Source organism: Micromonospora sp. DT228 (assembly GCF_049841595.1).
Taxonomy (GTDB): domain Bacteria; phylum Actinomycetota; class Actinomycetes; order Mycobacteriales; family Micromonosporaceae; genus Micromonospora.
Window position 1 is genome coordinate 124103 of the sequence record NZ_JBNCKO010000006.1, and the last position, 26707, is coordinate 150809.

23 protein-coding genes, 1 tRNA gene and 1 pseudogene are annotated in these 26707 nt (G+C 70.6%); 10 read left to right on the forward strand and 15 right to left on the reverse strand.

Annotated features, from left to right (window positions below):
- Positions 1–206: 206 nt before the first annotated feature.
- The 4 genes and pseudogenes from ACLQ29_RS14725 to ACLQ29_RS14740 form a co-directional block, all read left to right on the forward strand.
- A complete protein-coding gene (locus tag ACLQ29_RS14725) occupies positions 207–1013 on the forward strand; it encodes a class I SAM-dependent methyltransferase (protein WP_425772137.1) in 807 nt (268 codons plus the stop codon).
- Positions 1014–1069: 56 nt separating this feature from the next.
- Positions 1070–1672: a Uma2 family endonuclease gene (locus tag ACLQ29_RS14730; RefSeq protein WP_425772138.1), complete on the forward strand. Its 603-nt coding sequence runs from the start codon at positions 1070–1072 to the stop codon at positions 1670–1672.
- 52 nt (positions 1673–1724) lie between these two features.
- The gene (locus ACLQ29_RS14735) at positions 1725–1943 is read left to right on the forward strand and encodes a DUF2945 domain-containing protein (protein WP_393363113.1); all 219 of its coding nucleotides are present in this window, start codon (positions 1725–1727) and stop codon (positions 1941–1943) included.
- A pseudogene (locus tag ACLQ29_RS14740) lies at positions 1930–2274 on the forward strand (DUF3140 domain-containing protein); the annotation flags it as partial. The gene ACLQ29_RS14735 and the pseudogene ACLQ29_RS14740, both read left to right, overlap by 14 nt.
- A 248-nt stretch (positions 2275–2522) precedes the next feature.
- Here ACLQ29_RS14740 and polA read toward each other — a convergent pair.
- The 8 genes from polA to ACLQ29_RS14780 form a co-directional block, all read right to left on the reverse strand.
- Positions 2523–5222 carry a DNA polymerase I gene (gene polA / locus ACLQ29_RS14745; RefSeq protein ID WP_425772139.1) on the reverse strand — a complete coding sequence of 900 codons (2700 nt, stop codon included), beginning with the start codon at positions 5220–5222 and terminating at the stop codon, positions 2523–2525.
- A 175-nt stretch (positions 5223–5397) separates the two neighbouring features.
- The gene (locus tag ACLQ29_RS14750) at positions 5398–6111 is read right to left on the reverse strand and encodes an ABC transporter ATP-binding protein (protein ID WP_425772140.1); all 714 of its coding nucleotides are present in this window, start codon (positions 6109–6111) and stop codon (positions 5398–5400) included.
- The gene (locus tag ACLQ29_RS14755) at positions 6098–7039 is read right to left on the reverse strand and encodes an ABC transporter ATP-binding protein (RefSeq protein ID WP_425772141.1); all 942 of its coding nucleotides are present in this window, start codon (positions 7037–7039) and stop codon (positions 6098–6100) included. Before ACLQ29_RS14755 ends, ACLQ29_RS14750 begins: the two co-directional genes overlap by 14 nt.
- Positions 7032–8189: a branched-chain amino acid ABC transporter permease gene (locus ACLQ29_RS14760; protein WP_425772142.1), complete on the reverse strand. Its 1158-nt coding sequence runs from the start codon at positions 8187–8189 to the stop codon at positions 7032–7034. The genes ACLQ29_RS14755 and ACLQ29_RS14760 overlap by 8 nt, the downstream gene beginning before the upstream one ends.
- The gene (locus tag ACLQ29_RS14765; RefSeq protein WP_425772143.1) at positions 8186–9169 is read right to left on the reverse strand and encodes a branched-chain amino acid ABC transporter permease; all 984 of its coding nucleotides are present in this window, start codon (positions 9167–9169) and stop codon (positions 8186–8188) included. Before ACLQ29_RS14765 ends, ACLQ29_RS14760 begins: the two co-directional genes overlap by 4 nt.
- Before the next feature lie 66 nt (positions 9170–9235).
- A complete protein-coding gene (locus ACLQ29_RS14770; RefSeq protein WP_425772144.1) occupies positions 9236–10387 on the reverse strand; it encodes a branched-chain amino acid ABC transporter substrate-binding protein in 1152 nt (383 codons plus the stop codon).
- Between the two features lie 365 nt (positions 10388–10752).
- Positions 10753–11940: a hypothetical protein gene (locus tag ACLQ29_RS14775; protein WP_425772145.1), complete on the reverse strand. Its 1188-nt coding sequence runs from the start codon at positions 11938–11940 to the stop codon at positions 10753–10755.
- A gap of 68 nt (positions 11941–12008) precedes the next feature.
- Positions 12009–12632, reverse strand: coding sequence for an ANTAR domain-containing response regulator (locus ACLQ29_RS14780; protein ID WP_088991522.1), 624 nt, complete (start codon positions 12630–12632; stop codon positions 12009–12011).
- 105 nt (positions 12633–12737) lie between these two features.
- Here ACLQ29_RS14780 and ACLQ29_RS14785 point away from each other — a divergent pair.
- The 3 genes from ACLQ29_RS14785 to ACLQ29_RS14795 all read left to right on the forward strand — a co-directional run bounded on the left by ACLQ29_RS14785 (position 12738) and on the right by ACLQ29_RS14795 (position 14340).
- Positions 12738–12814 (forward strand) — tRNA-Leu (locus ACLQ29_RS14785).
- 32 nt (positions 12815–12846) lie between these two features.
- On the forward strand, positions 12847–13596 hold the full coding sequence (locus tag ACLQ29_RS14790) for a transcriptional regulator (RefSeq protein WP_425772146.1): 750 nt from the start codon (positions 12847–12849) through the stop codon (positions 13594–13596).
- 93 nt (positions 13597–13689) lie between these two features.
- Positions 13690–14340 carry an epimerase gene (locus ACLQ29_RS14795; protein ID WP_425772147.1) on the forward strand — a complete coding sequence of 217 codons (651 nt, stop codon included), beginning with the start codon at positions 13690–13692 and terminating at the stop codon, positions 14338–14340.
- Between the two features lie 63 nt (positions 14341–14403).
- Here ACLQ29_RS14795 and ACLQ29_RS14800 read toward each other — a convergent pair whose 3' ends face one another.
- A complete protein-coding gene (locus ACLQ29_RS14800; RefSeq protein WP_425772148.1) occupies positions 14404–15564 on the reverse strand; it encodes a trans-sulfuration enzyme family protein in 1161 nt (386 codons plus the stop codon).
- 102 nt (positions 15565–15666) lie between these two features.
- Between ACLQ29_RS14800 and ACLQ29_RS14805 the strand changes: the two genes are divergently transcribed.
- Entirely contained in the window at positions 15667–16146 is a 480-nt protein-coding gene (locus ACLQ29_RS14805; RefSeq protein WP_393363145.1) for an Lrp/AsnC family transcriptional regulator, read from the forward strand.
- A gap of 60 nt (positions 16147–16206) precedes the next feature.
- Positions 16207–17229, forward strand: coding sequence for an LLM class flavin-dependent oxidoreductase (locus tag ACLQ29_RS14810; RefSeq protein WP_425772149.1), 1023 nt, complete (start codon positions 16207–16209; stop codon positions 17227–17229).
- 200 nt (positions 17230–17429) lie between these two features.
- Here the strand turns inward: ACLQ29_RS14810 and ACLQ29_RS14815 are convergent, their stop codons facing one another.
- The 3 genes from ACLQ29_RS14815 to ACLQ29_RS14825 form a co-directional block, all read right to left on the reverse strand.
- Positions 17430–19700: a cellulose binding domain-containing protein gene (locus tag ACLQ29_RS14815; RefSeq protein WP_425772150.1), complete on the reverse strand. Its 2271-nt coding sequence runs from the start codon at positions 19698–19700 to the stop codon at positions 17430–17432.
- A gap of 324 nt (positions 19701–20024) precedes the next feature.
- Positions 20025–21017 (reverse strand): sulfite exporter TauE/SafE family protein, encoded by a 993-nt coding sequence (locus ACLQ29_RS14820; RefSeq protein WP_425772151.1) that lies wholly within the window; start codon positions 21015–21017, stop codon positions 20025–20027.
- Between the two features lie 219 nt (positions 21018–21236).
- Entirely contained in the window at positions 21237–21701 is a 465-nt protein-coding gene (locus ACLQ29_RS14825) for an RrF2 family transcriptional regulator (RefSeq protein ID WP_357410768.1), read from the reverse strand.
- A 257-nt stretch (positions 21702–21958) separates the two neighbouring features.
- On the opposite strand from ACLQ29_RS14825, the gene ACLQ29_RS14830 reads away from it, so the two are divergent.
- Positions 21959–22627, forward strand: coding sequence for a YceI family protein (locus tag ACLQ29_RS14830; protein ID WP_393363159.1), 669 nt, complete (start codon positions 21959–21961; stop codon positions 22625–22627).
- Between the two features lie 63 nt (positions 22628–22690).
- Here the strand turns inward: ACLQ29_RS14830 and ACLQ29_RS14835 are convergent, their stop codons facing one another.
- The 3 genes from ACLQ29_RS14835 to ACLQ29_RS14845 form a co-directional block, all read right to left on the reverse strand.
- Positions 22691–23575, reverse strand: coding sequence for an acyl-CoA thioesterase (locus tag ACLQ29_RS14835; protein WP_357809993.1), 885 nt, complete (start codon positions 23573–23575; stop codon positions 22691–22693).
- On the reverse strand, positions 23572–25020 hold the full coding sequence (gene pyk / locus ACLQ29_RS14840; protein WP_425772152.1) for a pyruvate kinase: 1449 nt from the start codon (positions 25018–25020) through the stop codon (positions 23572–23574). The genes ACLQ29_RS14835 and pyk overlap by 4 nt, the downstream gene beginning before the upstream one ends.
- Before the next feature lie 199 nt (positions 25021–25219).
- Positions 25220–26602, reverse strand: coding sequence for an FAD-binding oxidoreductase (locus ACLQ29_RS14845; RefSeq protein ID WP_425772153.1), 1383 nt, complete (start codon positions 26600–26602; stop codon positions 25220–25222).
- Positions 26603–26707 lie beyond the last annotated feature (105 nt).

Below are 26707 nucleotides of genomic sequence, written 5' to 3' on the forward strand. Positions count from 1 at the left end.
CAATCGCCCGGAAAACACCCCTGCTGTCTCGTGCGTCACAGCAGCCCCAGCGGTCGCCTCGATCTCCTGGAAACCGGCGTGTCCCCACGGTCCGGACACCCCGAGCGCACCGAAACCGAGTCGATCACACGGTGCCGCGCGAGGAGTCGCACAGATCTTGGACGCGCCGCCGCACCCAACGGGTGGGTGGGGCCTAGCGTGAGCGCGTGGATGACGACAGCCGGGTCACCCGGCGCCGGGTGGGTGACGCCGAGGCCCGGCGGGCCAACCGTGGCTGGTGGGACACCGACGCCGACGACTACCAGGCTGAGCACGGCGCGTTCCTCGGCGACGTGGACTTCGTCTGGTGCCCGGAGGGCGTGCGCGAGGCCGACGCCCGACTGCTCGGTGACCTGCCCGGCCGACGAGTGCTCGAGGTCGGCTGCGGTGCGGCCGCCGCCGCCCGCTGGCTGGCCACCCAGGATGCCCGGCCGGTCGCCTTCGACCTGTCCGCCGGCATGTTGCGGCACGCCGCCGAGGCCGCCGACCGCACCGGGGTACGCGTACCGCTGGTGCAGGCCGACGCGCTCGCCCTCCCGTTCGCCGACCAGGCGTTCGACCTCGCCTGCACCGCCTTCGGCGCCATCCCGTTCGTGGACGACTCGGCGGCCCTGCACGCCGAGGTGCACCGGGTGCTGCGCCCCGGCGGGCGGTGGGTGTTCTCGGTGACGCACCCGATGCGCTGGATCTTCCTGGACGACCCCGGCGAGGGCGGGCTGACCGCCGTGCACTCGTACTTCGACCGCTCCCCGTACGTGGAGCAGGACGAGTCCGGCGTCGCCACCTACGTGGAGCAGCACCGCACCCTCGGCGACCGGATCCGGGAGTTGGTCGGCGCGGGGTTCCGGCTGCTGGACCTGGTGGAGCCGGAATGGCCGGAGGGGCACGAGGGCCTCTGGGGGCAGTGGAGCCCGTTACGCGGTCGACTCTTCCCCGGCACCGCCATCTTCGTCACCGAGAAGCCCGCGGAGTGAGCGCGTCGCACCCGCAGTCCGCCCTGTGTCGCATCGACCGCCGGTAGGCTCGTCCCATGAGCGCCGAGCCCATCCCGACATCACCTGGCCCCTGGTGTCCGGACCCGATGCGGCAGCAGCGTGCCGACTACACGCTGGAGGACCTGCGCACCCTGCCGGACGACGCCCCCCGCGTCGAACTCGTCGACGGAGTAATCCAGGTGACGCCCTCCCCCACCCTGGGCCATCAAGACATCTCGTTACTGCTTGCGCACTGGCTGCTGCAACACGTGCCGGCCGACCTTCGGGTCGTGCAGGCCGTCGGAGTCGGGCTGAGTTCCAACACCAGCCGACAGCCCGACGTTCTGCTGCGGCGGGCCGGCGTGTCTCCCTCCCGATCCTCGCTGCGTCCTTCGGACGTGGTCCTCGCTGTGGAGATCGTCTCGCCGGGCACGCGACGGATCGACAGGTTCGCGAAGCCCGGCGAGTACGCCGCCGCCGGCATTCCGTTCTACTGGCGCATCGAGCAAGATCCGGTGCACGTCTACGCGTACCGGATCGGCGACCGGGTGGGACCCGGCGGTGAGCGGCAGTACGAGTTGGTCGCCGACGGCGCCGACGTGATCGAGCTGGCCGAGCCGTTCGACATCAAGCTGCCGATCGCCGAGATCACCCCGTAGCGCCTCCCCGGACCGGCCGTTTCGCCGCGCCGGTGTCGGGTAGCCGAGGAGCATGGCCGAGCAGCGATTCCGCAAGGGCGACCAGGTTTCCTGGTCGGCCCACGGCAGCCGCGCGTACGGCGTGGTGCAGGAGACGATCACCGAGCGGACGCGGATCAGTGGGCGGGCCGTGAACGCGGCTCCCGACGACCCGCAGTACCTGGTCCGCAGTGACGGTACGGGCCGCGACGTGGCCCACCGACCCGAGGCGCTGCGTCATGAGCAGAAGTAACGAAGGCCGGGACACCTATCGGGAGTTCACCGAGGCGGTGAACATGAAGCCCGGTGAGCTGTCCACGTGGCTGGAGACCGACGAGTCCAAGCAGGTTGGCTGGCACAAGGGCGGCCGCTCCGGTGGCGGCGAGTCCGTCGGACACGAATCCGGCCGGAAGATCATCAACCTGCTCCGGCGCAAACGCGGCGACCTGTCCGAGGGCGACTACAAGCACATGCGCAAGGTGGTCGGCTACGTACGCCGGCACATGGCGCAGCGTCCCTCCGGCAACGTCCGCGACACCAGGTGGCGCTGGTCCCTGATGAACTGGGGCCACGACCCCACGAAGTAGCCGGTTAACCGCAGCAAGATCCGCGCAACTTCGGTGAAGGTGGTGCCTCACAACGCCACGACACAGCACTTTCCCCGAAGTTGCGCAGATCTTGGAACGGCGCCCACACCGGCGGGCGAGGACCGCGACCAGGGCGACCCGGTCAGGGGTTCCGGGGCAGCCCGACCCACGCAGGGATCAAGCCTGACCGCCCGGAGTGGGTCGGGCTGCCCCGGAACCCCCACACCGCAACCAACAACGGAAAATCAGTGATCGGCGCTGTTCCAGTCGCGCCCGTCGCCGACCGACACCGACAACGGCACCGACAGCGGGTACGCCCCGCCCATCTCCCGCCGGACCAGTGCCTCCAACGCCTCCCGCTCACCGGGGGCGACCTCGAAGACCAGCTCGTCGTGCACCTGCAACAGCATCCGTGACCGCAGCCCGGCCTCGCTGAGCGCGGTTTCGACGTGCAGCATCGCCACCTTGATGATGTCGGCCGCGGAGCCCTGGATCGGGGCGTTGAGGGCCATCCGCTCGGCGATGTCGCGGCGCTGCCGGTTGTCGCTGACCAGGTCGGGCAGGTAGCGGCGGCGACCCAGGATGGTGGAGGTGTAGCCGTCCTGGCGGGCCCGGGCGACGACCTGGTGCAGGTAGTCGCGCACTCCGCCGAAACCGGCGAAGTAGTTTTCCATCAGCCCACGGGCTTCCTCGGTGTTGATCCCGAGCTGCTGGGACAGACCGAAGGCGCTCAACCCGTACGCCAGGCCGTAGTTCATCGCCTTGATCTTGCGGCGCTGGTCGGGGGTGACCTCGTCGAGCGGCACCCCGAAGACCGACGAGGCGGTCGCGGCGTGGAAGTCGGCGCCGGAGTTGAACGCGTCGATCAGCGCGTCGTCCGAGGACAGGTGCGCCATGATGCGCATCTCGATCTGGCTGTAGTCGGCGGTGAGCAGGCACTCGTAGCCCTGCCCCACCACGAAGGCCCGACGGATCCGCCGGCCCTCCTCGGTGCGGATCGGGATGTTCTGCAGGTTGGGCTCGGTGGACGATAGCCGCCCGGTGGCCGCCACCGTCTGGTTGAAGGTGGTGTGGATCCGGCCGTCGTCGGAGACCGACTTGAGCAGCCCGTCGACTGTCGACTTGAGCTTGGCCACGTCCCGGTGGCGCAACAGGTGGGCCAGCACCGGGTGCGGCTGCTGCGCGTAGAGCCACTGCAGGGCGTCGGCGTCGGTGGTGTAACCGGTCTTGATCTTCTTGGTCTTCGGCAGGCCCAGCTCGGTGAAGAGGATCTCCTGCAACTGCTTGGGCGAGCCGAGGTTGAACTCCCGGCCCACCGCCTCGTACGCGCCCTGCGCTGCGGTCTTGACCTCACCGGCGAAGTGCGCCTCCAACTCGTGGAGGTAGTCGTTGTCGGCCGCGATGCCGGTGCTCTCCATGGTGGCCAGGACCCGCATCAGCGGCAGCTCGACACCGGACATCAGCCGGGCGGACTGCTCGCCGTCGCGGGACAACTCGGCGTCGATGGCGTCGGCCAGGTCGAGCGTGGCGCGGGCCTGGAGCATCAGGTTCTGCTCGGCCACGCCCTCGTCGCCGAGCCCGTCGAGGGTGAGCTGACCGGACTCCGGGACGTCCACCCGCAGCTCCCGGTGCAGGTAGCGCAGCGCCAGGTCGGTCAGGTCGTAGGACCGTTGGTCGGGGCGGGCCAGGTACGCGGCGATCTGGGTGTCGCGGACGATGCCGGCGAGCCGCCAGCCGTGCGCGGCGCAGGCCAGCACCGCCGGCTTGCTGTCGTGCAGCACCTTGGGCCGTTGCGCGTCGGCCAACCAGCCGGCCAGGGCGCCCTCGTCGGTGGCGTCGAGGCCGGTGGGGTCGACCCAGGCCGCCGCGCCGCCGGCGGTGGCCAGCGCCAGACCGGTGATCGAGGCGGTGTGCCGGCGGTTGGGGCCGGTGTCGAGCTTGACCGCCAACCCGACCGGGGTGCCGGCCGGCGCGTGCGTGCTCAGCCAGCCGGCCAGCGCGCCGGGCTCGGTGAGCACCTCGCCGGTGAGGTCGAAGCCCGACTCGGCCTCCGGCTCGACCGCCTCCAGGTACTGGTAGAGGCGGTCGCGCAGGATGCGGAACTCCAGCGTGTCGAAGACCTGGTGCACCGCCTCCCGGTCCCACCCGGTCCACCGGGCGTCCTCCGGGCGCAGCGGCAGCTCCAGGTCGGACACCAGGCAGTTGATCTCGTAGTTGCGGATCACGTCGGCCAGCCGCTCCCGCAGGCTGTCGCCGGCCTTGCCCTTGATCTCGTCGGCGCGGGCGATGACGCCCTCCACACCGCCGTACGTGGTGATCCACTTGGCGGCGGTCTTCGGGCCGACGCCGGGGATGCCGGGCAGGTTGTCGCTGGTCTCGCCGACGAGCGCGGCCAGGTCCCGGTACTGCTGCGGCGGAACGCCGTACTTCGCCTCGATCGCCGCGGGGTCCATCCGGGCCAGGTCGGAGACGCCCTTGCGCGGGTAGAGGACGGTGATCTGGTCGTCGACCAACTGGAACGCGTCGCGGTCGCCGCTGCTGATCAGCACCGTCATGCCCTGGTCACGGGCCTGGCTTGCGAGCGTGGCGATGACGTCGTCGGCCTCGAAGCCCTCCTTCTCCACCACCGGGATCTGGAGTGCGGCCAGGACCTCCTTGACCAGGCTGACCTGACCCTTGAAGTCGGTCGGGGTCTCGCTGCGACCGGCCTTGTACTCCGCGTACCTGTCGGTGCGGAAGGAGTGCCGGGAGACGTCGAAGGCCACCACGATGTGGCTGGGCTGCTCGTCGCGCAGCACGTTGATCAGCATCGAGGTGAAGCCGTACACCGCATTTGTCGGCTGGCCCGTCGTGGTGGAGAAGTTCTCCACGGGCAGGGCGAAGAATGCCCGGTATGCCATGGAATGTCCGTCGACGAGAAGCAGGCGCGGTGTCGTAGCTGTCACGGCAGCGACTCTAGTCCGTACGCCCGACAGAACCGCTCCCCGCCTCGCGCGGGGGACAGCGAGCGGTCGGCGTCGCGCTGGACACGGCCGCCCGGCTCGCCCACGCGCCCGCCCGTCCGAAACGAGACCGGCCGGCGAGGTGATCCTCGCCGGCCGGCCTCGTCGTCACGCGGCCTCAGGCAACGCCGAGGTACGCCTCCTTGACCGACGGATCGTGCAGCAGGTCCTGACCGGACCCCTCCTTCACGATCCGACCGGTCTCCAGCACGTAGCCGCGGTGTGCCCGCGACAACGCCTGCTGGGCGTTCTGCTCCACCAACAGGATCGTCATGCCCTGCTGGTTGATCTCCGTGATGATGTCGAAGATCTGCCGGATCACCAACGGGGCCAGACCCATCGACGGCTCGTCGAGCAGCAGCAGCTTCGGCCGGCTCATCAGCGCCCGTCCGACCGCGAGCATCTGCTGCTCGCCGCCGGAGAGGGTGCCACCGGCCTGCTTGCGCCGCTCGGCCAGCCGCGGAAAGAGGGTCAGCACCCGGTCCAGGTCGGCGGCGACGCCGGCGGAGTCCCGCCGGGTGTACGCCCCCATGTCCAGGTTCTCCAGCACCGTCATGCCGGGGAAGATCTGCCGACCCTCCGGCGACTGGCACAGCCCCCGGACCACCCGCAGGTCGGCGCGGAGCTTGGTGATGTCCTCGCCATTGAACGTGATCTTCCCGTCGGCGAGTGACCGGGTCCCGGAGATGGCCCGCATGGTGGTGGTCTTACCGGCGCCGTTCGCGCCGATCAGGGCCACCACCTCACCCTCGTTGACGGTGAGGTTGATCCCGTGCAACGCCTCGATCCGGCCGTACGCGACGGCGACGTTCTCCAGCTCAAGCAGCGTCATCGGCGGGCTCCCCCAGGTACGCGGCGATCACCTTCGGATCGCGGCTGACCTCCTCGGGCGCACCCTCGGCGATCTTGCGGCCGAACTCCAGCACCACGATCCGGTCGGTGACCCCCATGACCAGGCGCATGTCGTGCTCGATGAGCAGGACGGTCAGGCCCTTGTCACGGATCTGCCGGATCAGGGCGAGAAGCTCCTCCTTCTCCGCCGGGTTGAAGCCGGCGGCCGGCTCGTCCAGGCAGATCAGCTTCGGCTCGGTGGCCAGCGCTCGGGCGATCTCCAGTCGGCGCTGGTAGCCGTACGGCAGGTTGCGCGCCTCGTCGTTGGCCCGGTCGGCGATCCCGACGAAGCGCAGCAACTCGAGCGCCTTGGCCTCGGCCGCCCGCTCCTCCAGGATGTGCCGGGACAGACCGAAGATCTTCGCCGCCGACAGGCGCACCTGCTGCCAGGTCCGGACGATCCCGGACGCGGCGGTGACCTGCGGCAACTCCTCCGGCTTCGGGCGCACCCGGTAGAGCCGGAACAGCGCGCCGGGCACGCTCGTCTTGTGCCGCGAGTCGGTGCCGACCATCACGTTCTCCAGCGCCGTCATCTCCGGGAAGAGACGGATGTTCTGGAACGTGCGGGAGATGCCCAACTGGCTGATCTGGTGCGGCTTGCGGCCGGTCACCCGCTGGCCGCGGAACCGGACGGCCCCCGAGGTCGGCTTGTAGACCCCCGTCATGACGTTGAAGCTGGTGGTCTTACCGGCACCGTTGGGCCCGATGAGGCCGAGGATCTCGCCCTCGTAGATCTGGAAATTAATCTTGTCGAGGGCGACCACACCGCCGAAGCGGAGCGTGACGTCGTCGACTTCGAGCAGCACCGACCGAGGCCCCGGTTGGGTGGGGATCTTCGGCGTCGCGGTGCTGGTGGGCTGGTCAGACATGAGCGGGCGCCTCCTCTGCCTCTGCCGCGCGGTCCTTCAACTCGCGGGCACGCCGCCGACTCGGGACCAGGCCCTGCGGACGCAGGATCATCACCAGGACCATGGCCAGACCGAAGACCAGCCACCGGTAGTCGGCGAAGTCGCGGAACCGCTCCGGCAGGTACGCCAGCAGCACCGCGCCGAGCGAGACGCCGATCATGTTGCCGGATCCACCGACCACGACCATGGCGACGAACAGGATCGAGAGGTTCGCGTTGAACTGGGTCGGGTCGATGAACGCGTTCCGGCTGCCGAACAGGAAGCCGGACAGGCCGCCGAGCGCCGCGCCGATGGCGAACGCCCAGAGCTTGAACTTGAACGGGTACACGCCCATCACCGCGGCGGCGTCCTCGTCCTCCCGGACGGCCAACCAGGCCCGACCGACCCGGCTGTGCTCCAGCCGACGGACCAGGAACACCATGACCAGCACGAAGGTGATCGCCAACCAGTACCAGGGCTTCGCGTCGATCAGACCGAAGACCTTGTTGTCCGGCGACGGCGCGCCCTCCGGGCCGGGGATGGCCGAGATGCCGACCGGGCCGTTGGTCAGGCCGGTGGCGTTGCGGGCCACGATCCGGATGATCTCGCCGAAGCCGAGGGTCACGATGGCCAGGTAGTCACCGCGCAGGCGCAGCGTCGGCCAGCCCAGCAGCACCCCGGAGATCATCGTCAGCACGATCGCGATGAACAGGCAGATCGCCCAGGTCACCGCCCAGGTCGGCGGCAGGTTGAACTCCTGCTGGATCCACTTGACCACGGGCGAGTTCACCGAACCGAACAGCGCAACGCTGTACGCCCCGATGGCGAAGAAGCCGATGTAGCCGAGGTCGAGCAGGCCGGCGAGGCCGACCACCACGTTCAGGCCGATCGCGACCAGCACGTAGATGGCGCAGATGAAGAGCACACCGGCCCAGTTGTTACCGCCCTCGATCGAGTCGGTACGCAACCAGGTCAGGCCCGGGATGCCGAGCAGTGGCAGGTAGTAGAGGATCGCCACGAAGGCGGCGAGCCCGAGGGCCTGCTGCCACTTCGTGAGCGCCCGCCAGCGGTCGCCGATGGAGGTCAGCATGCCGACCCGGCGGCGGTCTGCGGAGCGAATCTTGTCGATCATGCGCGGGCCCTCCCGAGCGACTCACCCAACAGGCCGGTGGGCCGGAACATCAGCACCACGATCAGCACCACGAAGGCGATGACGTCCTCCCAGTTGGACGCGAAGAGCGTGGCGCCGTACACCTCGACGATGCCGAGGAAGAGGCCACCGAGCAGCGCGCCGCGCAGGTTTCCGATGCCGCCCAGGACCGCGGCGGTGAACGCCTTCAGGCCCAGCACGAAGCCGATGCTGTTCTGGGTGAAGCCGAACCGCATGCTCCACAACAGCGCGGCGGCGCCGGCCATGATGCCACCCAGCACGAAGATCAGCATGATCACGCGTTCCTGGTTGACGCCCATCAACGCGGCGGTCTCCGGGTTCTGGGCCACCGCCCGCACACCCCGGCCGTAGCGGGTGCGGTTGATGAACCAGTCCAGCACCGCCATCATCGCCACCGCCGCGACGAAGACGATCAGCTGAATGTTCGTGATCGCCGTGTTGCCGATGGTGAACAGGGTTTCCTGCTGGATGATCGTCGGCATACCGACGATCTGCCGGGGCCGGCCGAACGCCTCCGGCAGCACGCCACCGAGCAGCTTCGGCAGCACCTGCCCGAAGAGCTCCACGAAGACCAGCGACAGACCGATCGCCGTGATCAGGAAGATCAGCGGCGGCGCGTTCTTACGCCGCAGCGGCCGGTACGCGATCCGCTCCAGCGCCAGAGCGGTGCCGCCCGAGGCGACTGCCGCGACGACCAGGCCAAGCACCAGGAGCAGGATCGCCTGGCCGATGGGCGGGTTATTTTGCACCCCGAGCTGGGTCCACAGGATCAGCACCGAGAAGGTGCCGACCATGAAGACCTCGGAGTGCGCAAAGTTGATCAGACGAAGGACGCCATAGACGAGGGTGTAACCAAGGGCGATCAGGGCGTAGATGGCGCCCTTGGACAGGCCATCGACCGTGTGCTGGCCGAGATGGCCGATCAGTTCATCGAAATGCACCGGGGGTCTCCTTGAATCGAGTGCGGCCGGGGTGAGACACCCCGGCCGCACTCCATTTCGTGGGCGTCAGCTGAGCTTGAGCTCCTGCAGCGCCTCGATAGCCGTGCCCTTGATCTGGTAGGCCCAGATGACGACCTTCGAGGGGTCGACGTCGCCCTTGGAGTCGAACTTGATGTACTTCGACACACCCTGCTTGTCGTACGCCTTGACGAACGCCAGGATGTCCGCCCGGGTCTTCTTGCCGGCCTTGAAGGCGTCCAGGAAGATCGTCGCGCCGTCGAAGCCCTCGGCACCGTAGGAGCCCGGCGGGATGCCGAACTTCTTCTGGTAGTCGGCCGAGAAGGTGCCGCCGGCCTTGTCAGCCGGGAGGCACGGGCAGGTGATGATCGCGCCCTCGGCGCCGCCGGAGGCACCCGCCGGGAACGCCGGGTCGTAGAGACCGTCCGGGCCGACGAACTTGGCCTGGACACCTGCGGCACGCATCTGCTTCACCAGCGGAGCGGCCTCACGGGTGTAGCCGCCGTAGAAGACGAAGTCAGCCTGCGCCGACTTGATCTTGGAGATGGTGGCGTCGAACTGCGCCTGCCGCTCCTGGATCTTGTCCTTGTTCACGATCAGCGGGCCGAGCTGCTTGCCCAGCTCCTCGGTGATGCCCGCGCCGTACGCGCTGGCGTCATCGACCAGGAAGACCTTCTGCGCGTTCTGCGTCTTCAGGTAGCTCGCCACCGCGCCGGCCTGCGTGCCGTCGTTGCCGACCACCCGGTAGAAGGACGTGTTGCCCTTCTGGGTCAGGTCCGTGCGGGTCGCCGACGGGCTGACCATCGCCAGGCCAGCGGCCTGGTAGATCGGCATCGTCGCGTCCGACTCACCGGAGAAGTGACCACCGATGACACCGAGGAACGAGTTGTCCCCCGCGATCTGGTTCGCGAACGGCGTCGCCACCGCAGGGTCACCCTGGGTGTCGAACTGCTGCATGGTGACCTTGCAGTTCGGGTTCGCCGCGTTGAACTGCTCCAGGGCGAGATTCGCACCGTTGAGCGACGGGATCACCAGACCCGCGTTGTCACCGGTGAACGCGCCGAAGATCGCGATCTTGCCACCGCAGTCACCGGACGCGGCCTTATCGTCGCCGCCACCAGAATCCTGGCAACCAGCCGAGACCACCAGGGTCGCGGCGAGCGCAACCGCGCCCAGCGCCCGTACATAGCTTCGCCTCACGGCTTCCTGACCTCCTCCAGATGCGGACGCGGCTGACCCGTTGCGACGGCGACAGCAGCAGACCGCAATTCCACCCACCCCGCAGGGACTCCCCCTGCGTTACGGCTCGTGATGGCGGAGCGTACCGACACGACATACCGTCCCGGAAGGCCTGAAGGCTGGGTCTGCGAAACCGTTACGAAGACGTGGGCAATCATGTCGATGCCCGTAACAGGTGAATCCGTCAATCGGTCCTTAAGCCCGCGCCCGGGCGCAGTCCGCCCGCGCTCACGGGGACCCCTGCCCGCCGAAAAAACCCCCGCTGAGCAGCGGAAGCAGCGTCAACTCTGGCGGCCGGGGGTGGCACCTCGGGGCACCGTCGGCTTTCAGACTCCCGGGCCGGCGGCCCACCACAACCCGGCTCGCGTGCCGTCGTCCGCCGCCAACCACCACCGGTCACCCACCGCCACCAGCGTCACGTCCCGATCGACGCCCGCCGGCACGTCGAGCGGCATCGTGACCTCCCGCCACGACCCACCCCGATCCGTCGACACCCACACCGAGTGCCGCGCCCCGTCGGTCACCGCGGCGAACAGCCGATCCCCCGACGACACCAGCGACGCCACCGCCTGCACCCCGGCCCCGGCCCACCGCCCGAACGTCCCACCGGCCACCCAGCCCCCGGCCTCCTGCCGCCACGCGCCGAACGTCCCCCCACGCAGCCCGACCGCCACCGGCACCCCGCCGACGAGCGTCACCCGCTGCAACTCCTCGTACTCCGACCCGCCCGGCAACACCGTGCGCCGCCACGAGCGCCCGTCCGGCGACGACCACACCGCCGGGTCACGGTCGATCCGACCGGCCGGCAGCATTCCCCCCACCGCCAGCCAACCCGCGGACGTCGCCACCGCGTCGAACGCCCAGGTCACCCCCACCGCGTCACTGGCCAACTCCGGCGCGCCCTCGACCAACGCGAACTCCGCCGCGTCCGGCGACGACACCCAGGAGGCCGCACCCGCCGAACGGTTACCGACGATCAACCAGCCCGCCGCACCGGCCGTCAGTCGGGAGACGTTCACCGCCTTCGGCCCGCCGTACGTCTCGAACGACGCCTGCACCTCGACGAACGCGCCATCGGCCACCTGACGCCACGTGCTCACCCGCGGGTTGCCGTGCGCGCCGCCGACCTTGGCGCCGATCAGCGCCGCCCTCCCGTCCCGGCAGGCCGCCGACAGGAACACGTTCTGCCGACCGTAGAAGGAATCCGGCCGCACCGGCCGCACCGTCCAGGTCGCACCGTCCACACTGGTCCACGCCGCCGGTCGGGTGCCGCCCTGGGCGTCGAGCACGCCACCGACCACGAACCAGCGACCCGCGCACGCCGTCGCGTCGCGGATGAGAGGACGGCCCGCGCCACCGGGCGGCGCCGGCAGCGCCAGGGGTTGCCAATCCGGCCGCAGCGCCGGCGCGGCGACCGGCGTCGACTCGGCGTCGCCGGGCGCCCTCGGCCCGTCGCACCCGGCGAGCAGCAGCGCGAAGAGGCCGGACACCGCGATCACCCGTCGGACGGACACCGGCCGATGCTAACCACCGCAGGCCGCGCGCGGTGGCCCGGCGCGGCCGGTTCGCGCGGGTCGGGGACTCAGACAGTCGGCTGCTGCGACACCTCGCCGCCGGCGGTCTCCGCGAGGATCCGCTCGGCGACCTCTTTCATGGTCATCCGGTGGTCCATCGCCGTGCGCTGGATCCACTTGAACGCCTGCGGCTCGGTCATCCCGTACGTGGTCATCAACGCGCCCTTGGCGCGCTCCACCGCCTTGCGGATCTCCAGGCGGTCGGTCAGGCTCGCGACCTCCGCCTCCAGGGCCGCGACCTCGGAGTAGCGCGACAGCGCGATCTCCACCGCCGGGACCAGGTCGCTCTTCTGGAAGGGCTTCACGAGGTACGCCATCGCGCCCGCCGCCCGCGCCCGCTCCACCAGGTCACGCTGGCTGAACGCGGTCAGGATGATCACCGGAGCGATCCGGGCGCCGGCGATCCGCTCGGCGGCGGCCAGCCCATCCATGATCGGCATCTTGATGTCGAGGATGACCAGATCGGGCTTCAGCTCCTCGGCGAGGCGGACGGCTGTCTCGCCGTCACCGGCCTCCCCCACCACCTCGTAACCCTCTTCGACAAGCATCTCGGCGAGGTCCAGCCGGATCAGCGCCTCATCCTCGGCGATCAACACGCGCCTGCGCTCGGCATCCGTCGGCATCTCAGCCACCAGCCCTACCCCCACCAGTTCGAACGCGTCACCCGCCCAGCCGGGTGTCACCGCCCTCAGCGTAGTAGGTAACCTATGGGAGGCCACCACAGCATTCGGCCAAGCGTCCCCGTATTCCAACCGGCAGAGAAGCGGAGCTCAAACCTCCGACAGTGTGGGTTCGAATCCCACCGGGGGCACCAAAAGTGTCGTACGGCTGTTCCAAAATCGTGCTGTGCACCCATCTGAACTGCGCGTACGGGCCCGCGCCCTCCGCGCTCGCGGACACAACATCCACGAAGTAGCTCGCACGCTCTCCCTGCCGTACGCCACGGTCTGGCACTGGTGCGTCGATCGACCCGAACCGGTGAAGCGCGGCACGGAGCTACGGTGCTTCCGATGCCGGCCGGATGTCGAGAATCCGACGGAGCCCGCCGCCTATGCCTACCTGCTCGGTCTCTACCTGGGCGACGGTCATCTGGCCATGTCACCGAAGGTCCCGGTGCTCCGAATCGCTTGCACGGCCATCTATCCGAATCTCACCGACGCGTGCGAGGCCGCCATGCTCGCAGTGCTCGCCGCGCGTGTGCAGAGGATCCCCAAGCAGGGCTGCATCTCGATCGAGAGCAGCGGCACCCACTGGCCGTGCCTGCTCCCGCAGCACGGCCCCGGCAAGAAGCACGAGCGCCCCATCGTCCTGACCGACTGGCAGCGACCAATCCTCGAACGACACCCGGGCGATTTCCTGCGTGGGCTGTTCCACTCCGACGGCTGCCGCACTGCCAACCGAGTCACCACCCGAGGGCGGCATTACGTCTATCCGCGCTACATGTTCGTCAACGAGTCGGCCGACATCATGGCGCTGTGCCAGTGGGCGCTCGACCTGCTGGGCATCGCCTGGCGGATGAACCGGCGCAACTCGCTCTCGGTGGCGCGGCGGGCTGCGGTCGCCGCGCTGGACCGGCACGTCGGCCCGAAGACCTGAGCCGCGCCTCGCGTGGGTCGTGCCGATCGTGGGAGCCTGATCGACGCGCGGGCGGATGGCCGGTTACCGGGTCGACGACAGGGGTGGGAACTGATGCGGGTGGTCATCTTCGGCGCGACAGGCATGGTCGGCCAGGGCGTGTTGCGGGAGTGCCTGCTCGCCGAGGACGTGCGGGAGGTGGTGACCGTCGGCCGGCGGCCGACCGGCCGGCAGGATCCGAAGCTGCGGGAGCTGACGGTCGCGGACGTGGGCGAGCTGGACCCGGTGCGCGGCGAGCTGACCGGCGTGGACGCCTGTTTCTACTGCCTGGGGGTCTCCTCGCTGGGCCTCGACGAGGCGGCGTACACGAAGGTCAGCTACGACTACCCGCTCGCGGCGGCGCGACTGTTGGCCGAGGTGAGCCCGCAGGTCACGTTCGTCTACGTCTCGGGTCAGGGGACCGATTCGTCGGGTCGGGGCCGGGTGATGTGGGCGCGGGTCAAGGGTCGCGCCGAGAACGCGATCATCGAGCTGCTGCCCAACGGCTACGCGGCGCGACCGGGTTTCATCCAGCCGACGTACGGGGCGGTGTCGAAGACCCGGTGGTACCGGTTGGCGTACGCGGTCACGCGCCCACTCGTCCCGGTGCTGCGGCGGTTGCTGCCGAACCAGGTCACCACCACCGACGGGATCGGTCGCGCGATGCTGCGGGTGGCCCGGCAGGGCTCGCCGACGCGGGTGTTGGGCAACCGCGAGCTGCGGTGACCGGCCGCCGGTCAGGCGATCGTGGACCGGCCGCCGGTCAGGCGATCGTGGACCGGCCGCCGGTCAGGCGATCGTGGTGAGGGCCTGGGCGAGGTCGGCGCGCAGGTCCTCGGGGTCTTCCAGGCCGACCGAGAGGCGCAGGAGACCGGCGGCGGGTTTGGCGTCGCCGTCGACGGGGCGGTGGGTGAGCGAGGCGGGGTGCTGGATCAGGGTGTCCACGCCGCCGAGGGACACCGCGTGCGTGATGAGCTGGCAGGCGCCGGCGACGGTGGCCGCGGCGGGTGCGCCGCCGCGTACCTCGAAGGCGAGCAGGCTGCCGGGTCCGGACATCTGACGCCCGACCAGCGCCGCCGGGTCGTTCGCCGAGGGGTGGTGCACCCGGTGTACGGCGGGGTGGCCGGCGAGCCAGCCGGCGAGCTTCTCGGCGCTGGCCTGTTGGGCGCGCACGCGCAGCGGCAGGGTCTGCAGGCCGCGGTGCAGCAGGTAGCCGCCGAGTGGGTGCAGGATCGCGCCGGTGACCGCGCGGACCTGGCGTAGTCGGGTGGCCCAGGTGTCGTCGCAGGCGACGACGCCGGCGAGGACGTCGCCGTGCCCGCCGATGCTCTTGGTGGCGCTGTGCAGGACGAGGGCGGCGCCGTGCCGGGCGGGTTGTTGCAGGACGGGGGTGGCGACGGTGTTGTCGACGAGCAGCGGGACGTCGCCGGCCGCGGCGGCGAGGGCGGCGATGTCGACCAGGTCGAGGGTGGGGTTGGCGGGCGTCTCGGCGATGACGAGCGCGGTGTCGGGTCGGATGGCGGCGGCGACCTCGTCGGGGCGGGCCCAGGTGACGGTGGTGCCGAGCAGGCCGGTGGCGAGGACGTGGTCCGTGCCGCCGTAGAGGGGTCGGACGGCGACGACGTGCCGGCGGTCGTCGCGGGCGGCGGCGAGCAGGGTGGCGGTGAGGGCCGCCATGCCGCTGGCGAAGGCGACAGCCTGTGCGGTGCCTTCCAGCTCGGCGAGGGCGCTTTCGAAGCGGGCGACGGTGGGGTTCCAGAGTCGTTGGTAGACGGCGCCGCCCTCGCTGGGGAGGGTGCCGCCGGTGGCGAGTTGTTCGTACGCGGCGCCGCCGTCGTCGACCGAGGGCAGTGGGTTGGTGGTGGACAGGTCGATGGGCGGTACGTGCACGCCGAGGGTGCGGAGGTCGTCGCGACCGGCGTGTACGGCCCGGGTGTCCATCGTTGTCATGCCGGGTAGCGTCGAACATCTTCCGCCTGCGAAGCAACGGCTCGGCAGATGATTCTGTCGGGCGCGGTGGTTTCAGCGAAGGATTCGGGCGAGGATGGCCGGATGTCTCCTGAGCCGAACGATGTGCGGCCGTATCCGGCCCTCGACGAGGTGGACCGCGCCATCCTGAGCGAGCTGGCCGCCGACGGCCGCCTGCCGAACAACGCCCTCGCCGAGCGGGTGGGGGTGGCGCCGTCGACGTGTCTGACGCGTACCCGGGCGCTGCGCGAGCGTGGTGCGATCCGTGGTTTTCACGCCGAGGTGGATCCGGCGGCGCTCGGCCTGCCGTTGCAGGCGTTGGTGTCGGTGCGGTTGACCGCGCACGAGCGGGCGGCGGTGGATGCCTTCCGGGCCCGGTCGGTGCGGCTGCCGGGGGTGGTGTCGGTGTTCCACGTGGCCGGCGCGGAGGACTACGTGCTGCACGTGCGGGCGGCGTCGGGTGACGCGCTGCGCGACTTCGTGCTGGACCATCTGGCGGTGGATCCGGTGGTGCAGCACACGCAGACCAGTCTGATCTTCGAGCAGGCGCGCGGGATGGGCTGAGCGGCGGGTGAGGTGGCCGACGAAAACCCGCATGCCGGAACAAAGCCGGTCGGTGACGGGTTGGCTGACCGTGTGATCACCGTACCGTTGTCTGTTCTTGATCTTGCCCCGGTCGCCAAGGGCACCACCGTCGGCGCGGCCCTGGAGGCCACCACCGAGTTGGCCCGCCGCACCGAGGAGTTGGGCTACCACCGGTTCTGGGTGGCCGAACACCACAACATGCCGGCGATCGCCAGCTCCGCCCCCGCGGTGCTGTTGGCGCACCTGGCGGCGAACACGTCGACGATCCGCCTCGGGTCGGGTGGGGTGATGCTGCCCAACCACGCGCCCCTGGTGGTCGCCGAGCAGTTCGGCACCCTGGAGGCCCTGCACCCGGGTCGGATCGACCTGGGCATCGGGCGGGCCCCGGGCACCGACCAGGTGACCGCGCTGGCGTTGCGGCGCACCATGGAGGGCCTGTCCGCGGAGGGTTTCCCGCGTGAACTGGCCGACCTGATGAACTACTTCAGCGGGGCTAAGCCGGGGCAGATCGTGGCCACGCCGGGCCGCGGTGAGCAGCCGGCCGTGTGGCTGCTGGGCTCCAGCGGCTTCAGCGCCCAGCTCGCCGGCCTGCTGGGTCTGCCGTTCTCGTTCGCGCACCACTTCAGCTCGGCCAACACCCTGCCGGCGCTGGCGCTGTACCGGCAGAACTTCCGGCCGTCGCAGTGGCTGGACAAGCCGTACGCGATGGTGGCGGTCAACGCGGTGTGCGCGGAGACCGACGAGCGGGCCGAATGGTTGGCCGGGCCGAGCGCCCTGTCGTTCCTGAAGTTGCGCTCCGGGCGGCCGGAGCCGCTGTCGACGCCCGACGAGGCGGCGGCGTACCCGTACTCCGAGATCGAGCGGGAGTTCGTCCTGCAACGCCGCGACGGTCAGGCGATGGGCTCGCCGGAGACGGTGCGCCGGCAGCTCACCGAGCTGGTGGAACGCACCGGCGCGGACGAGCTGATGCTGACCACGCTCGTGTACGACGTCGCCGACCGGGTGCGGTCCTACGAGTTGGTTGCCGAGCAGGTGGCGGGCGGTCTGCACCGGGACGCATGAAACACGATCTTCACGTCAGCGTCACCCTGGCGACCCCGACGCTGCCTAATGTTGGTGCCGGTGGTGGTACGGCATTCCCGGTCGGGACGGGTCGGGAATGCCGCGGTGTGGCGCACCGGGCCGGAGCTGAGCGGATTCCGCGGCTGCGGCCCGGTGCCTGCCACCCTAGGCGACCCCGCTCGGGATCACCAGGGGTCAGATCAACGTAGGTAGATGTTCGGGGTGGGTGGGCTGGCCATCTGGTCGCCGATGAAGAACCCCGGGTGTGGCGGCTGGTTGTAGGCGGTGTTCTGCCACGCGATCGCCACCCGATACTGCGGGTCGTGCATCAGGGTGTGGATCCGGGTGCTTGTCGGCGTGGGCGTGCTGTAGATGCGCAGGGCCCGGCTGTCGGTGGTTCGCCAGATCACCTCCTCCCGCCAGTCACCCAGGATGTCGCCGGAGAGCGCCGGGGTCGACTTGGTGCCGTTGTTGGACGCCACCGAGCTGCCGGTGAGCAGCCGGGTCTCGCCACCGGTGCCGTACTTGTCGATCTTCGTGCCGTCGAGCAGCTCCCGCACCGGGTCACCGTCCCACCAGGCGAGGAAGTTCGCCGACGACGGCTTGCGGCCGATGTTCTGACCTCTGGTGTTCGCCAGACCGGCGACCGCTGACGACCACGACTCCGCACCGGGGCTGCCGGCCCAGATGTCGGCGGAGACCCCCCGGCCGTTGTCACCCGAGGCCGGTGTGGACCAAAGGATCTGACCGGTACGCGCGTCGGCGAACCAGGAGCTGGGCTTGCTGGCGTCCTCGTCGACCTTGAACACCTCCAGGCCGGCGCGGCCCGGGTCGAGGTCACCGACGTGCATCGCGTCGCCGTGCCCGTTTCCGGTCGAGTAGAGCAGTCGACCGTTGTCGTCGATGGTGGCCGCGCCGTAGACGATCTCCTGGCGGCCGTCGGCGTCGACGTCGGCGACGGAGAGCTGGTGGTTGCCCTGGCCGGCGGCGGCGCCGTTGCCGGAGGCGTTCGAGTCGAACGTCCAGCGCTTGGTCAGCGTGCCGCTGCGGAAGTCCCACGCGGCGATGACCGCGCGGGTGTAGTAACCCCGGGCCATGATCAGCGAGGGGCGCTGCCCGTCCAGGTACGCGGTGCCGGCGAGGAACCTGTCCACCCGGTTGCCGTACGAGTCGCCCCAGGACGACACCGTGCCGCGCGGCGGGTCGTAGGAGACGGTCGAGGCGATCGCGCCGGTCTGCCCGTTGAACATGGTCAGGTACTCCGGGCCGGACAGCACGTAGCCGCTGGAGTTGCGGTAGTCCGCCGACGACGAGCCAATGAGCTGGCCGGTGCCGGAGCGGGTGCCGTCGGCGGTCTTCATGGCCACCTCGGCGCGGCCGTCGCCGTCGTAGTCGTACACCTGGAACTGGGTGTAGTGGGCGCCGGCGCGGATGTTGCGGCCCAGGTCGATCCGCCACAACCGGGTGCCGGTCAGTGTGTACGCGTCGACGTAGACGTTTCCGGTGTAGCCGGACTGGGAGTTGTCCTTGGCGTTCGACGGGTCCCACTTGAGCACGATCTCGTAGGTGCCGTCACCGTTGAGGTCACCGACGGAGGCGTCGTTGGCGCTGTAGGTGTATGCCTCCCCGCTGGGGGTGGTGCCGCCGGCCGGGACCTGCAACGGCACGTCCAGGTAGCCCGCGCCGAACTGCAGGGCCGGCGCCGACGCCGCCTGCTCGACGCCGCCGACCACGGCCCGCACGGTGTACGCCGAGCCGGCCGCCGCGCCGCTGTCGAGGTAGCTTGTGGCGCCGGTGATCGGGCTGGCGTTGACCCTGGTCGAGCCCCGGTAGAGGTGGAACGCCACCCCGGAGGTCTCGGTGCCGAGCAGCCGCCAGGAGACCAGGTTGCCACTGCCGGAACGGACGCTGATCAACCCTCGGTCCAGGTTCTCCATCTGCTTCGCCCCGGCCGGCGGCGTGGTGGGCGGTGGAGTGGTGGGCGGTGGCGTGGTCGGGGGTGGCGTGGTGGGCGGTGGCGTGGTCGGCGGCGGGGTGGTCGGTCCGTCGGTGGCCGGGGCGCCGGTGCAGGCGGTGCCGTTGAGCGCGAAGCTGGTCGGCACCGGATTGCTGCCGGTCCACGAAGCGTTGAAGCCGAACGCGGCGGCGCCGTTGGTGGCGATGGCGGCGTTGTAGTCGACGTTACGTGCGGTGACCTGAGCGCCGGACTGGGTGACGGTGGCGCTCCACGCCTGGGCGACCTGCTGCCCGGCGGCGTACGACCAGGTGAGGGCCCACCCGTCGACCGGGTCGCCGAGATTGGTGACGGTGACGTTGGCGCCGAAGCCGCCCTGCCACTGGTTGGTGATCTGATAGTCGACCCGGCAGCCGACGGCGGCGGCCGAGGCGACCACCGTGCCGAGGGTGCCAGCCACGACGGCGGCCGCCGTCGTGCCAGCGAGCAGGATCAGCCGATGTCTGGACGGGTGCATGGACTGCCTCCGAGGATCCGCGGATGATCGCGGCGGCCCACCGGCCCTGCCCAGGACGCGCGATGGACCCGTCCCGCCGCCACGGCGGCGGACGGCGATCTGATCGGGGGTAAGACGCCCTGGAACTCGCGGATCCGACTCACCGCGCATCGTAGGGCAAGCGCTTTCCGGATCGCAACATCGATGACCGTTGTTCGATGCCGTACCGGCCCTGCCTCGCCTTGGCTTGCCTCGCCTTGGCTTGCCTCGCCTTGGCTGCTGCGGGCGCACGCCCGCCCCGGGGTGGCGCTGGCCGACCGGGGCGGGGGGCGGGTGGGGGCGGCTTCAGCGTGGGGTGGGCGTACCCGTGGCGGCGAGATCGGCCTCGACCGCGCCGGCGGAAGCAACGTCGGGCGACTCGGCGGACGCGGTCGCGGCGGGGGAAGCGCTCGCGGCGGCTACGGCAGCCTCGGCGCGGACCCGGCGGGTGCGGCGAAGGGCGCGCACGGCCAGCACCAGGGCGGCCAACCAGCCGGCGGCCAACAGGGCGTACATGACGGGGCGGACCGGGCCGTCGAGTCCGGTGGAGCGGATCAGCGTGCGGGCGTTGGTCAGCACGATCACGCCGCCGATCGTCGCGCCCAGCAGTTGGGCGGGCACGATGCGCACCAACCAGGCGGCCAGGGGGGCGGCGATGAGCCCGCCGATCAGCAGCGCGGCGACGGTCGGGAGCAGGAACCCTTCGGAGCCCAACCCGATCAGGAAGCCGACACTGGCCGCACCGGCCACGACGAACTCCGCGGTGTCCACCGAACCGATCACCTTGCGGGGCTCCATGCGGCCGGAGACCAGCAGCGCCGGGGTGGCCACCGGCCCCCACCCGCCGCCGCCGGTCGCGTCGACGAAGCCGGCAACCAGGCCCAGGGGTCCGAGGAAACGTCCGCGTAGCCGGCTGCCGACCCGGTCGGTACGCAGCGGTCGGGCGAAGCGAACCAGCAGGTACGCGCCCAGCGTGAAGAGGATGCCGGCCATCCACGGGGCGGCTACCTCGGTCGAGATCGAGCTGAGCAGGGTGGCACCGGCGAAGGCACCGATGGCGCCGGGCAGGGCGATGCGGGTCACCACCCGCCAGTCGACGTTGCCGAAGCGCCAGTGCGCCACCCCGGCGGCCAGCGTGGTGCCGATCTCGGCCAGGTGCACCGAGGCCGAGGCGGCAGCCGGGGCGACCCCGGCGACCAGCAGCAGAGTGGACGAGGTCAGCCCGTACGCCATGCCGAGCGAGCCGTCGATCAGCTGCGCGACGAGCCCGACCAGAGCGAGGACCAGTAGCTTGCGCACGAGCGCCCCCTGACTTTTCGGCATCTCCTATCGACTTGGTCGACAATGCGGCACGGGGCGGCCGGGGTCAAGCCTCAGATCGGTGGATGGGACACCACCGGGCGACGCGACCGGGGCGCGGCCTACATTCACGGCCGGCGGCCCACGTGCAGGGCGCTAGCCGTGCGACGGAGCGGCCGACATGACGCTGACAGCGCCGGCCGGGGAGCGGGTCGGCGCTCAGATCCAGGCGCGTGGGTCGGCGACCAGCTCGGTGATCCGCGCGGGCAGGGTGCCCGCGGCCACGTCGGCGACGCTGACCAGTTCCAGGATCTCCCGTTCGCTGGCCCGCAGGGCGATCCAGACCTCTTGGAGCGCGCGGGCGGGGCCGTGGTAACCGAGCTGCTCAGGGCGCTGCCCGCGGACGTGGGCGAGCGGCCCGTCGATCACCCGGATCACCTCGGCGAGCGAGATCTCCTCGGCCGGGCGGGCCAACCAGTAGCCACCCTCCGGGCCGCGCTGGGCGTGCACGATGCCGCCCCGGCGCAGTTGCAACAGGATGCTCTCCAGGAACTTCGGCGGGATCTCCTGGGCACGGGCGATCTGGTCGGCCGTGACGGGCCGGCCGCGCCCAGGACCACTGGCCGTCGCGGCAAGCTCGGCGGCCGCGCGGAGGGCATAGTCGACCCGGGCGGAGAGGCGCATGTCGGCAAGGTTAGCCCCCGGTCAACCGGCCGGGCGGGCCACCCTCGGCCGATCGGATTAGGCATCGATGGGATCCGTGCAATTCGTGCCGGTTGCGGCCGTCGTCGAGGACCAGTCAATGTGCGTCATGATCCATCGTAAGGTGGGGGCCGGAATGGCGGCATGGGACGTCCTTATGCTGGGCGGGGGCGTGACCGGCAGTCCGTTGCGGCGGCGTCGGGCAGCACATTGATATACATCGGGGGGAAGGCAACACGATGACCGATATCGCCACACGCACCTGGGATGGCATGACCATCCCGGTCGCTGGCACCTATCTTCTCGATCAGGCGCACAAGCGGATCGGTTTCCTGTCCCGGCACATGATGGTGAGCCCGGTGCGTGGCGAGTTCGCCGAGGCCACCGCACAGATCTTCGTGGCGGAGGACCCCCTGCTCTCCTCGGTGACGGCGACCATCTCCACGCCGAGCATCACCACCGGCAGCATCGACCGGGACACGCATCTGAAGAGTGCCGACTTCCTCGACGTGGAGCGCTATCCCACCCTCGAATATCGAAGCACCGGCATCAAATGGCAGGGCCAGGAGGATCCCATCTTCCAATGGGCCCGCCTGCGTAGCCACCGGCTCGGTGGGCGCGGCCGGAGTCCGATTGTTCCGCCGCAGTCCGAGGGCGTCCCCGGGCGATTCGTGCTGACCGGTGAGTTGACCGTGAAAGGAATCACCAGGGCCGTCGACCTGGAGGTGAATTTCGGCGGCGCTCGTCGCGATCCGTACGGGCAGAACATCTTCGGGTTCAGCGCGACGGCCGAGATCGACCGCGAGGACTATGGCCTGCTCTGGAATGTCCTCTTGGAGAGCGGCGGGGTCCTGGTCGGCAAGACGGTGCAGATCGAGATCGCTGGCGAGGCCATCCACCAGGCCTGAGCGGTGTGAGCACCGCCCGGGGTCTGGTGGGGAGGCAGCGCAGCGTCAGGCGCGAGCGCAGCGTCAGGCGCCCACGCGGCGCAGCAGGCCCTCCTGGACGGCGCTGGCGATCTGCTGGCCGTCCGTGGTGAACATCCGGCCGGTGGCCAACCCACGAGCGCCGGACGCCGATGGGCTCAGGCAGTCGTAGAGGAACCACTCGTCGGCGCGGAACGGCCGGTGGAACCAGAGCGCGTGGTCCAGGCTCGCGCCGACCAACCCGCCCGGCCCCCACACCTCGCCGTGCGCGGAGAGCACCGAGTCCAGCAGGGTGAGGTCCGAGGCGTAGGTGAGCGCGCAGGCGTGCAGCAGCGGATCGTCGGGCAGTTTGCCGTCGATGCGCATCCAGACGCGCTGGTGCGGGTCGGCCGGCCGGTCGCCGGGACGAACCCAACCGGGCTCGCCGACGTAGCGCACGTCGATCGGCCGCGGGATCTGGCCCCAGATCCCGAGCCGCTCCGGGTAACGGGAGAGCCGGTCGGTCATCGTCGGGACGTCCTGCGGCGGCGGCACGTCCAGGGGGGCCGTGACCTGGTGGTCCAGGCCCTCCTCGGCCCGCTGGAACGACGCCGACATGAAGAAGATCGGCTTGTCGTGCTGGAGGGCGACCGCGCGGCGGACCGAGAAGGACCTGCCGTCGCGGATGTTCTCCACCTGGAACGCGATCGGCTCGGCCGGGTCGCCGGGGCGGACGAAGTAGCCGTGCAGCGAGTGCACGAACCGCTCCGGGTCGACGGTGCGGCCGGCGGCGACCAGGGCCTGGCCGGCGACCTGGCCGCCGTACACCCGTTGTGGGCCGACCGGGGGGCTCATCCCCCGGAAGGCCATGTCCCCGGTCGGGTCGAGGTCCAGCACTTCCAGCAGCTGGTCGACAGCCGCCTGGCCGACCGCGACCCGACCGTCGCTCATTGCAGCGCCCGCGCCGACGCGGCGTCGACAAGCGAGCCGAGCTGGTGTACGCGCAACGTGTTCGTCGAGCCGGGGGTGCCGGGCGGGCTGCCCGCCACGATCACCACGTAGTCACCGGGGTTGGCCCGGTCGAGGCCGAGCAGCGCCTGGTCGACCTGGCGGAACATGTCGTCGGTGTGCTGCACGAACGGCATCAGGAAGGTCTCCACGCCCCAGGTGAGGGCGAGCTGGTCGCGCACCTCGGGGACCGGCGTGAACGCCAGCAGCGGCAGGTCGCAGTGCAGGCGGGACAGCCGTCGGACGGTGTCACCGGTCTGCGAGAAGGCGACCAGGGCCTTGGCGTTGATGGCGCGGGCGATCGACGAGGCGGCGACGGTGAGGGCGCCACCGTGGGTACGCGGGTCGTGCTGCAGCCGGGGCACCCCGATCGAGCCGGACTCGGTGGTCGTCACGATCTTGGCCATGGTGCTGACGGTCAGCACCGGGTACTTGCCGACGCTTGTCTCGCCGGAGAGCATGACCGCGTCCGCGCCGTCGAGCACCGCGTTGGCGACGTCGGAGGCCTCCGCCCGGGTGGGCCGGGAATTCTCGATCATGGAGTCGAGCATCTGGGTGGCCACGATGACCGGCTTGGCGTTCTCCCGGCACAGCTGCACGGCGCGCTTCTGCACCAGGGGGACCTCGTCCAGCGGCATCTCGACACCGAGGTCACCGCGGGCGACCATCACGCCGTCGAAGGCCAGCACGATGGCCTCGAGGTGGTCCACCGCCTCCGGCTTCTCGACCTTGGCCAGCACCGGCCGGTAGACGCCCTCCTCGGCCATGATGTTGTGGACGAGCTTGATGTCCTCGGCCGAGCGGACGAAGGAGAGCGCGACCAGGTCGACGCCCAGGCCCAGGGAGAAGCGCAGGTCCTCGGCGTCCTTCTCCGACATGGCGGGCACGCTGACCGCCACGTTGGGCAGCGAGACGCCCTTGTTGTTGGAGACCGGGCCGCCCTCGGTGACCAGGCAGCGGATGTCGTTGCCGGTGACGTCGGTGACCTCGACGGCGACCCGGCCGTCGTCGATCAGCAGCCGGTCACCGGGCTTCACCTCGTAGGGCAGCTTGCGGTAGGTGCAGGAGACCCGCTCCTTGGTGCCGAGAATGTCGTCGCCGGTGATCACGACCGAGTCTCCGGTGCGCCAGTCGTGGGGGCCGTCGGCGAACTTGCCGAGCCGGATCTTGGGGCCCTGCAGGTCGGCGAGGACCGCCACGGGCTTACCTGCCGCCTCGGACGCCTCCCGGACCAGTCGGTAGACCGCCTCGTGGTCGGCGTGGCTGCCGTGGCTGAAGTTGAGCCTCGCCACGTTCATGCCGGCCTCGACAAGACCCCGGATGCGCTCCGGGGACGAGGTGGCGGGACCCAGGGTGCAGACGATCTTTACGCGGCGTGTCACGCCCATCAGGCTAGTCTCTCCTTCAGGTCGGACTCGGGGCCGACCCATTGCAGGCAGCGGAACATGTGTCCAACAACGCGCGGCGCGCGTCGGGCCGGCGGGCGGAACCGCACCGGGAACGTTGTGGCGACGGGCAACGGCGACCGCGCGCCGGGAATCGTACGCCTCCGTCGGGGTGCGCCGTCGGGGTGCTCCCGAGGAAGGCTCACCGTGGGTGCACCGACGGCGGCAGGGTGGGCACCGCGGTCAGCAGGTCATGAGGGTCGTAGCGGCGCTTTGCCCGGCGTAGCCGCGCCCAGTTCGCGCCGTACGCGAGCCGGACCCGGTCGGTCTCCTCCGGGGCGAGCAGGTTGGGGTAGCCACCGGGCAGGGCGTGCGGGGCGAGCGCCGTCGAGGTGCGCTCGGCCCACTCGCGGTGCGGCCCGGACTGCTCGCCGGGCGGCCAGACCGCGATGATCTCGGCCATCAGGTGGTCGGTGCGCAGCCCGAACGCCGTGTCGGCGAGTCGGACCCGGGTGGCCGCACCGTGGAAGTGGTGCACGGCCAGCGCCGAGAACGGCGAGCTGACCTGCCGGGCCGCGTCGACGAGCACGTCGGCCACACCGTCGGTGAGAGCGGGCAGCCAGCGCGTACGCAACAGGTAGTGATTGCCGTCGACCATGCCGCCGTCGAACATCCGCAGGGCGTCCGCGTACGGCATCGGGGCGACCTGGTCGACGAGCGGGGTGCCCAGGGCGCGCAGCCGGTCCATCCACGGCAACCCGGCGTCCAGGTCCGGCCCGCTGTAGAACGGGCAGACGAAGAACACCGGCTCGCCGGCCGGGCCGGGCAGGAAACCGGTCATCACGGTCAGCTCGTCCGGAGCCTCGGCGATGAGCGCCCCGTAGCCGCGTAGCACGGCCGGCGCCTCGGCCAGCGCGAACATGATCATGCCGGCCAGCACGCCGGGCAGCCGATGCGCGCGGAACCGCAACTCGGTGACCACGCCGACGTTCCCGCCGCCGCCGCGCAGCGCCCAGTACAGCTCGGCGTCGTGTCGGGGATCGGCGGTGACCCGGCGGCCGTCGGCGAGGACCACCTCCGCGCCGAGCAGATTGTCGAGCGTCAGGCCGAACCGGCCGCAGAGCGGGCCGTACCCGCCGGCGAGGCTGAGCCCGGCCATCCCCACGTCCCCGACCGTGCCGGTGGGCACCACCAGGTCGTACGGTCGGGTGGCGGCGAGCAGGTCGGCGGCCGTGACGCCGCCGCCGACGGTCACCGTGGCCGCGTCCGGGTCGACCCGGACGGCGTTCAGCCCGGTGAGGTCGAGCACCAGGCCGCCGTCGCGCAGCGCCCGGCCGGCCCAGTCGTGCCCGCCGGAGCGGCCCGACAGGGGCAGGTGACAGTGGGCGGCGATGCGGACCGCGTGGGCCACCTCGTCGGCGTCCCGACAGTGGGCTACCAGGGCGGGCGAGCGCTGCACCGCGCCGTTCCAGAGCCGGGTGGTGGTGGCGTACGCGGGATCACCGGGCTCGTACAGCCGGTCGCCGAGCAGGGCGCGCAGCCGGGCGGTGGCCCTCGCGACATCGGGGGTGGCGGCGGAGATCATGGCGACTCCTCGACCGGGGCCGCCCCACGCTCCCGGGTACGCCCCGGTGGCGGCCCTCGCAGGGCGCGACCGTAACACCGGCACACCGCCGAACGCCGTCGTCAT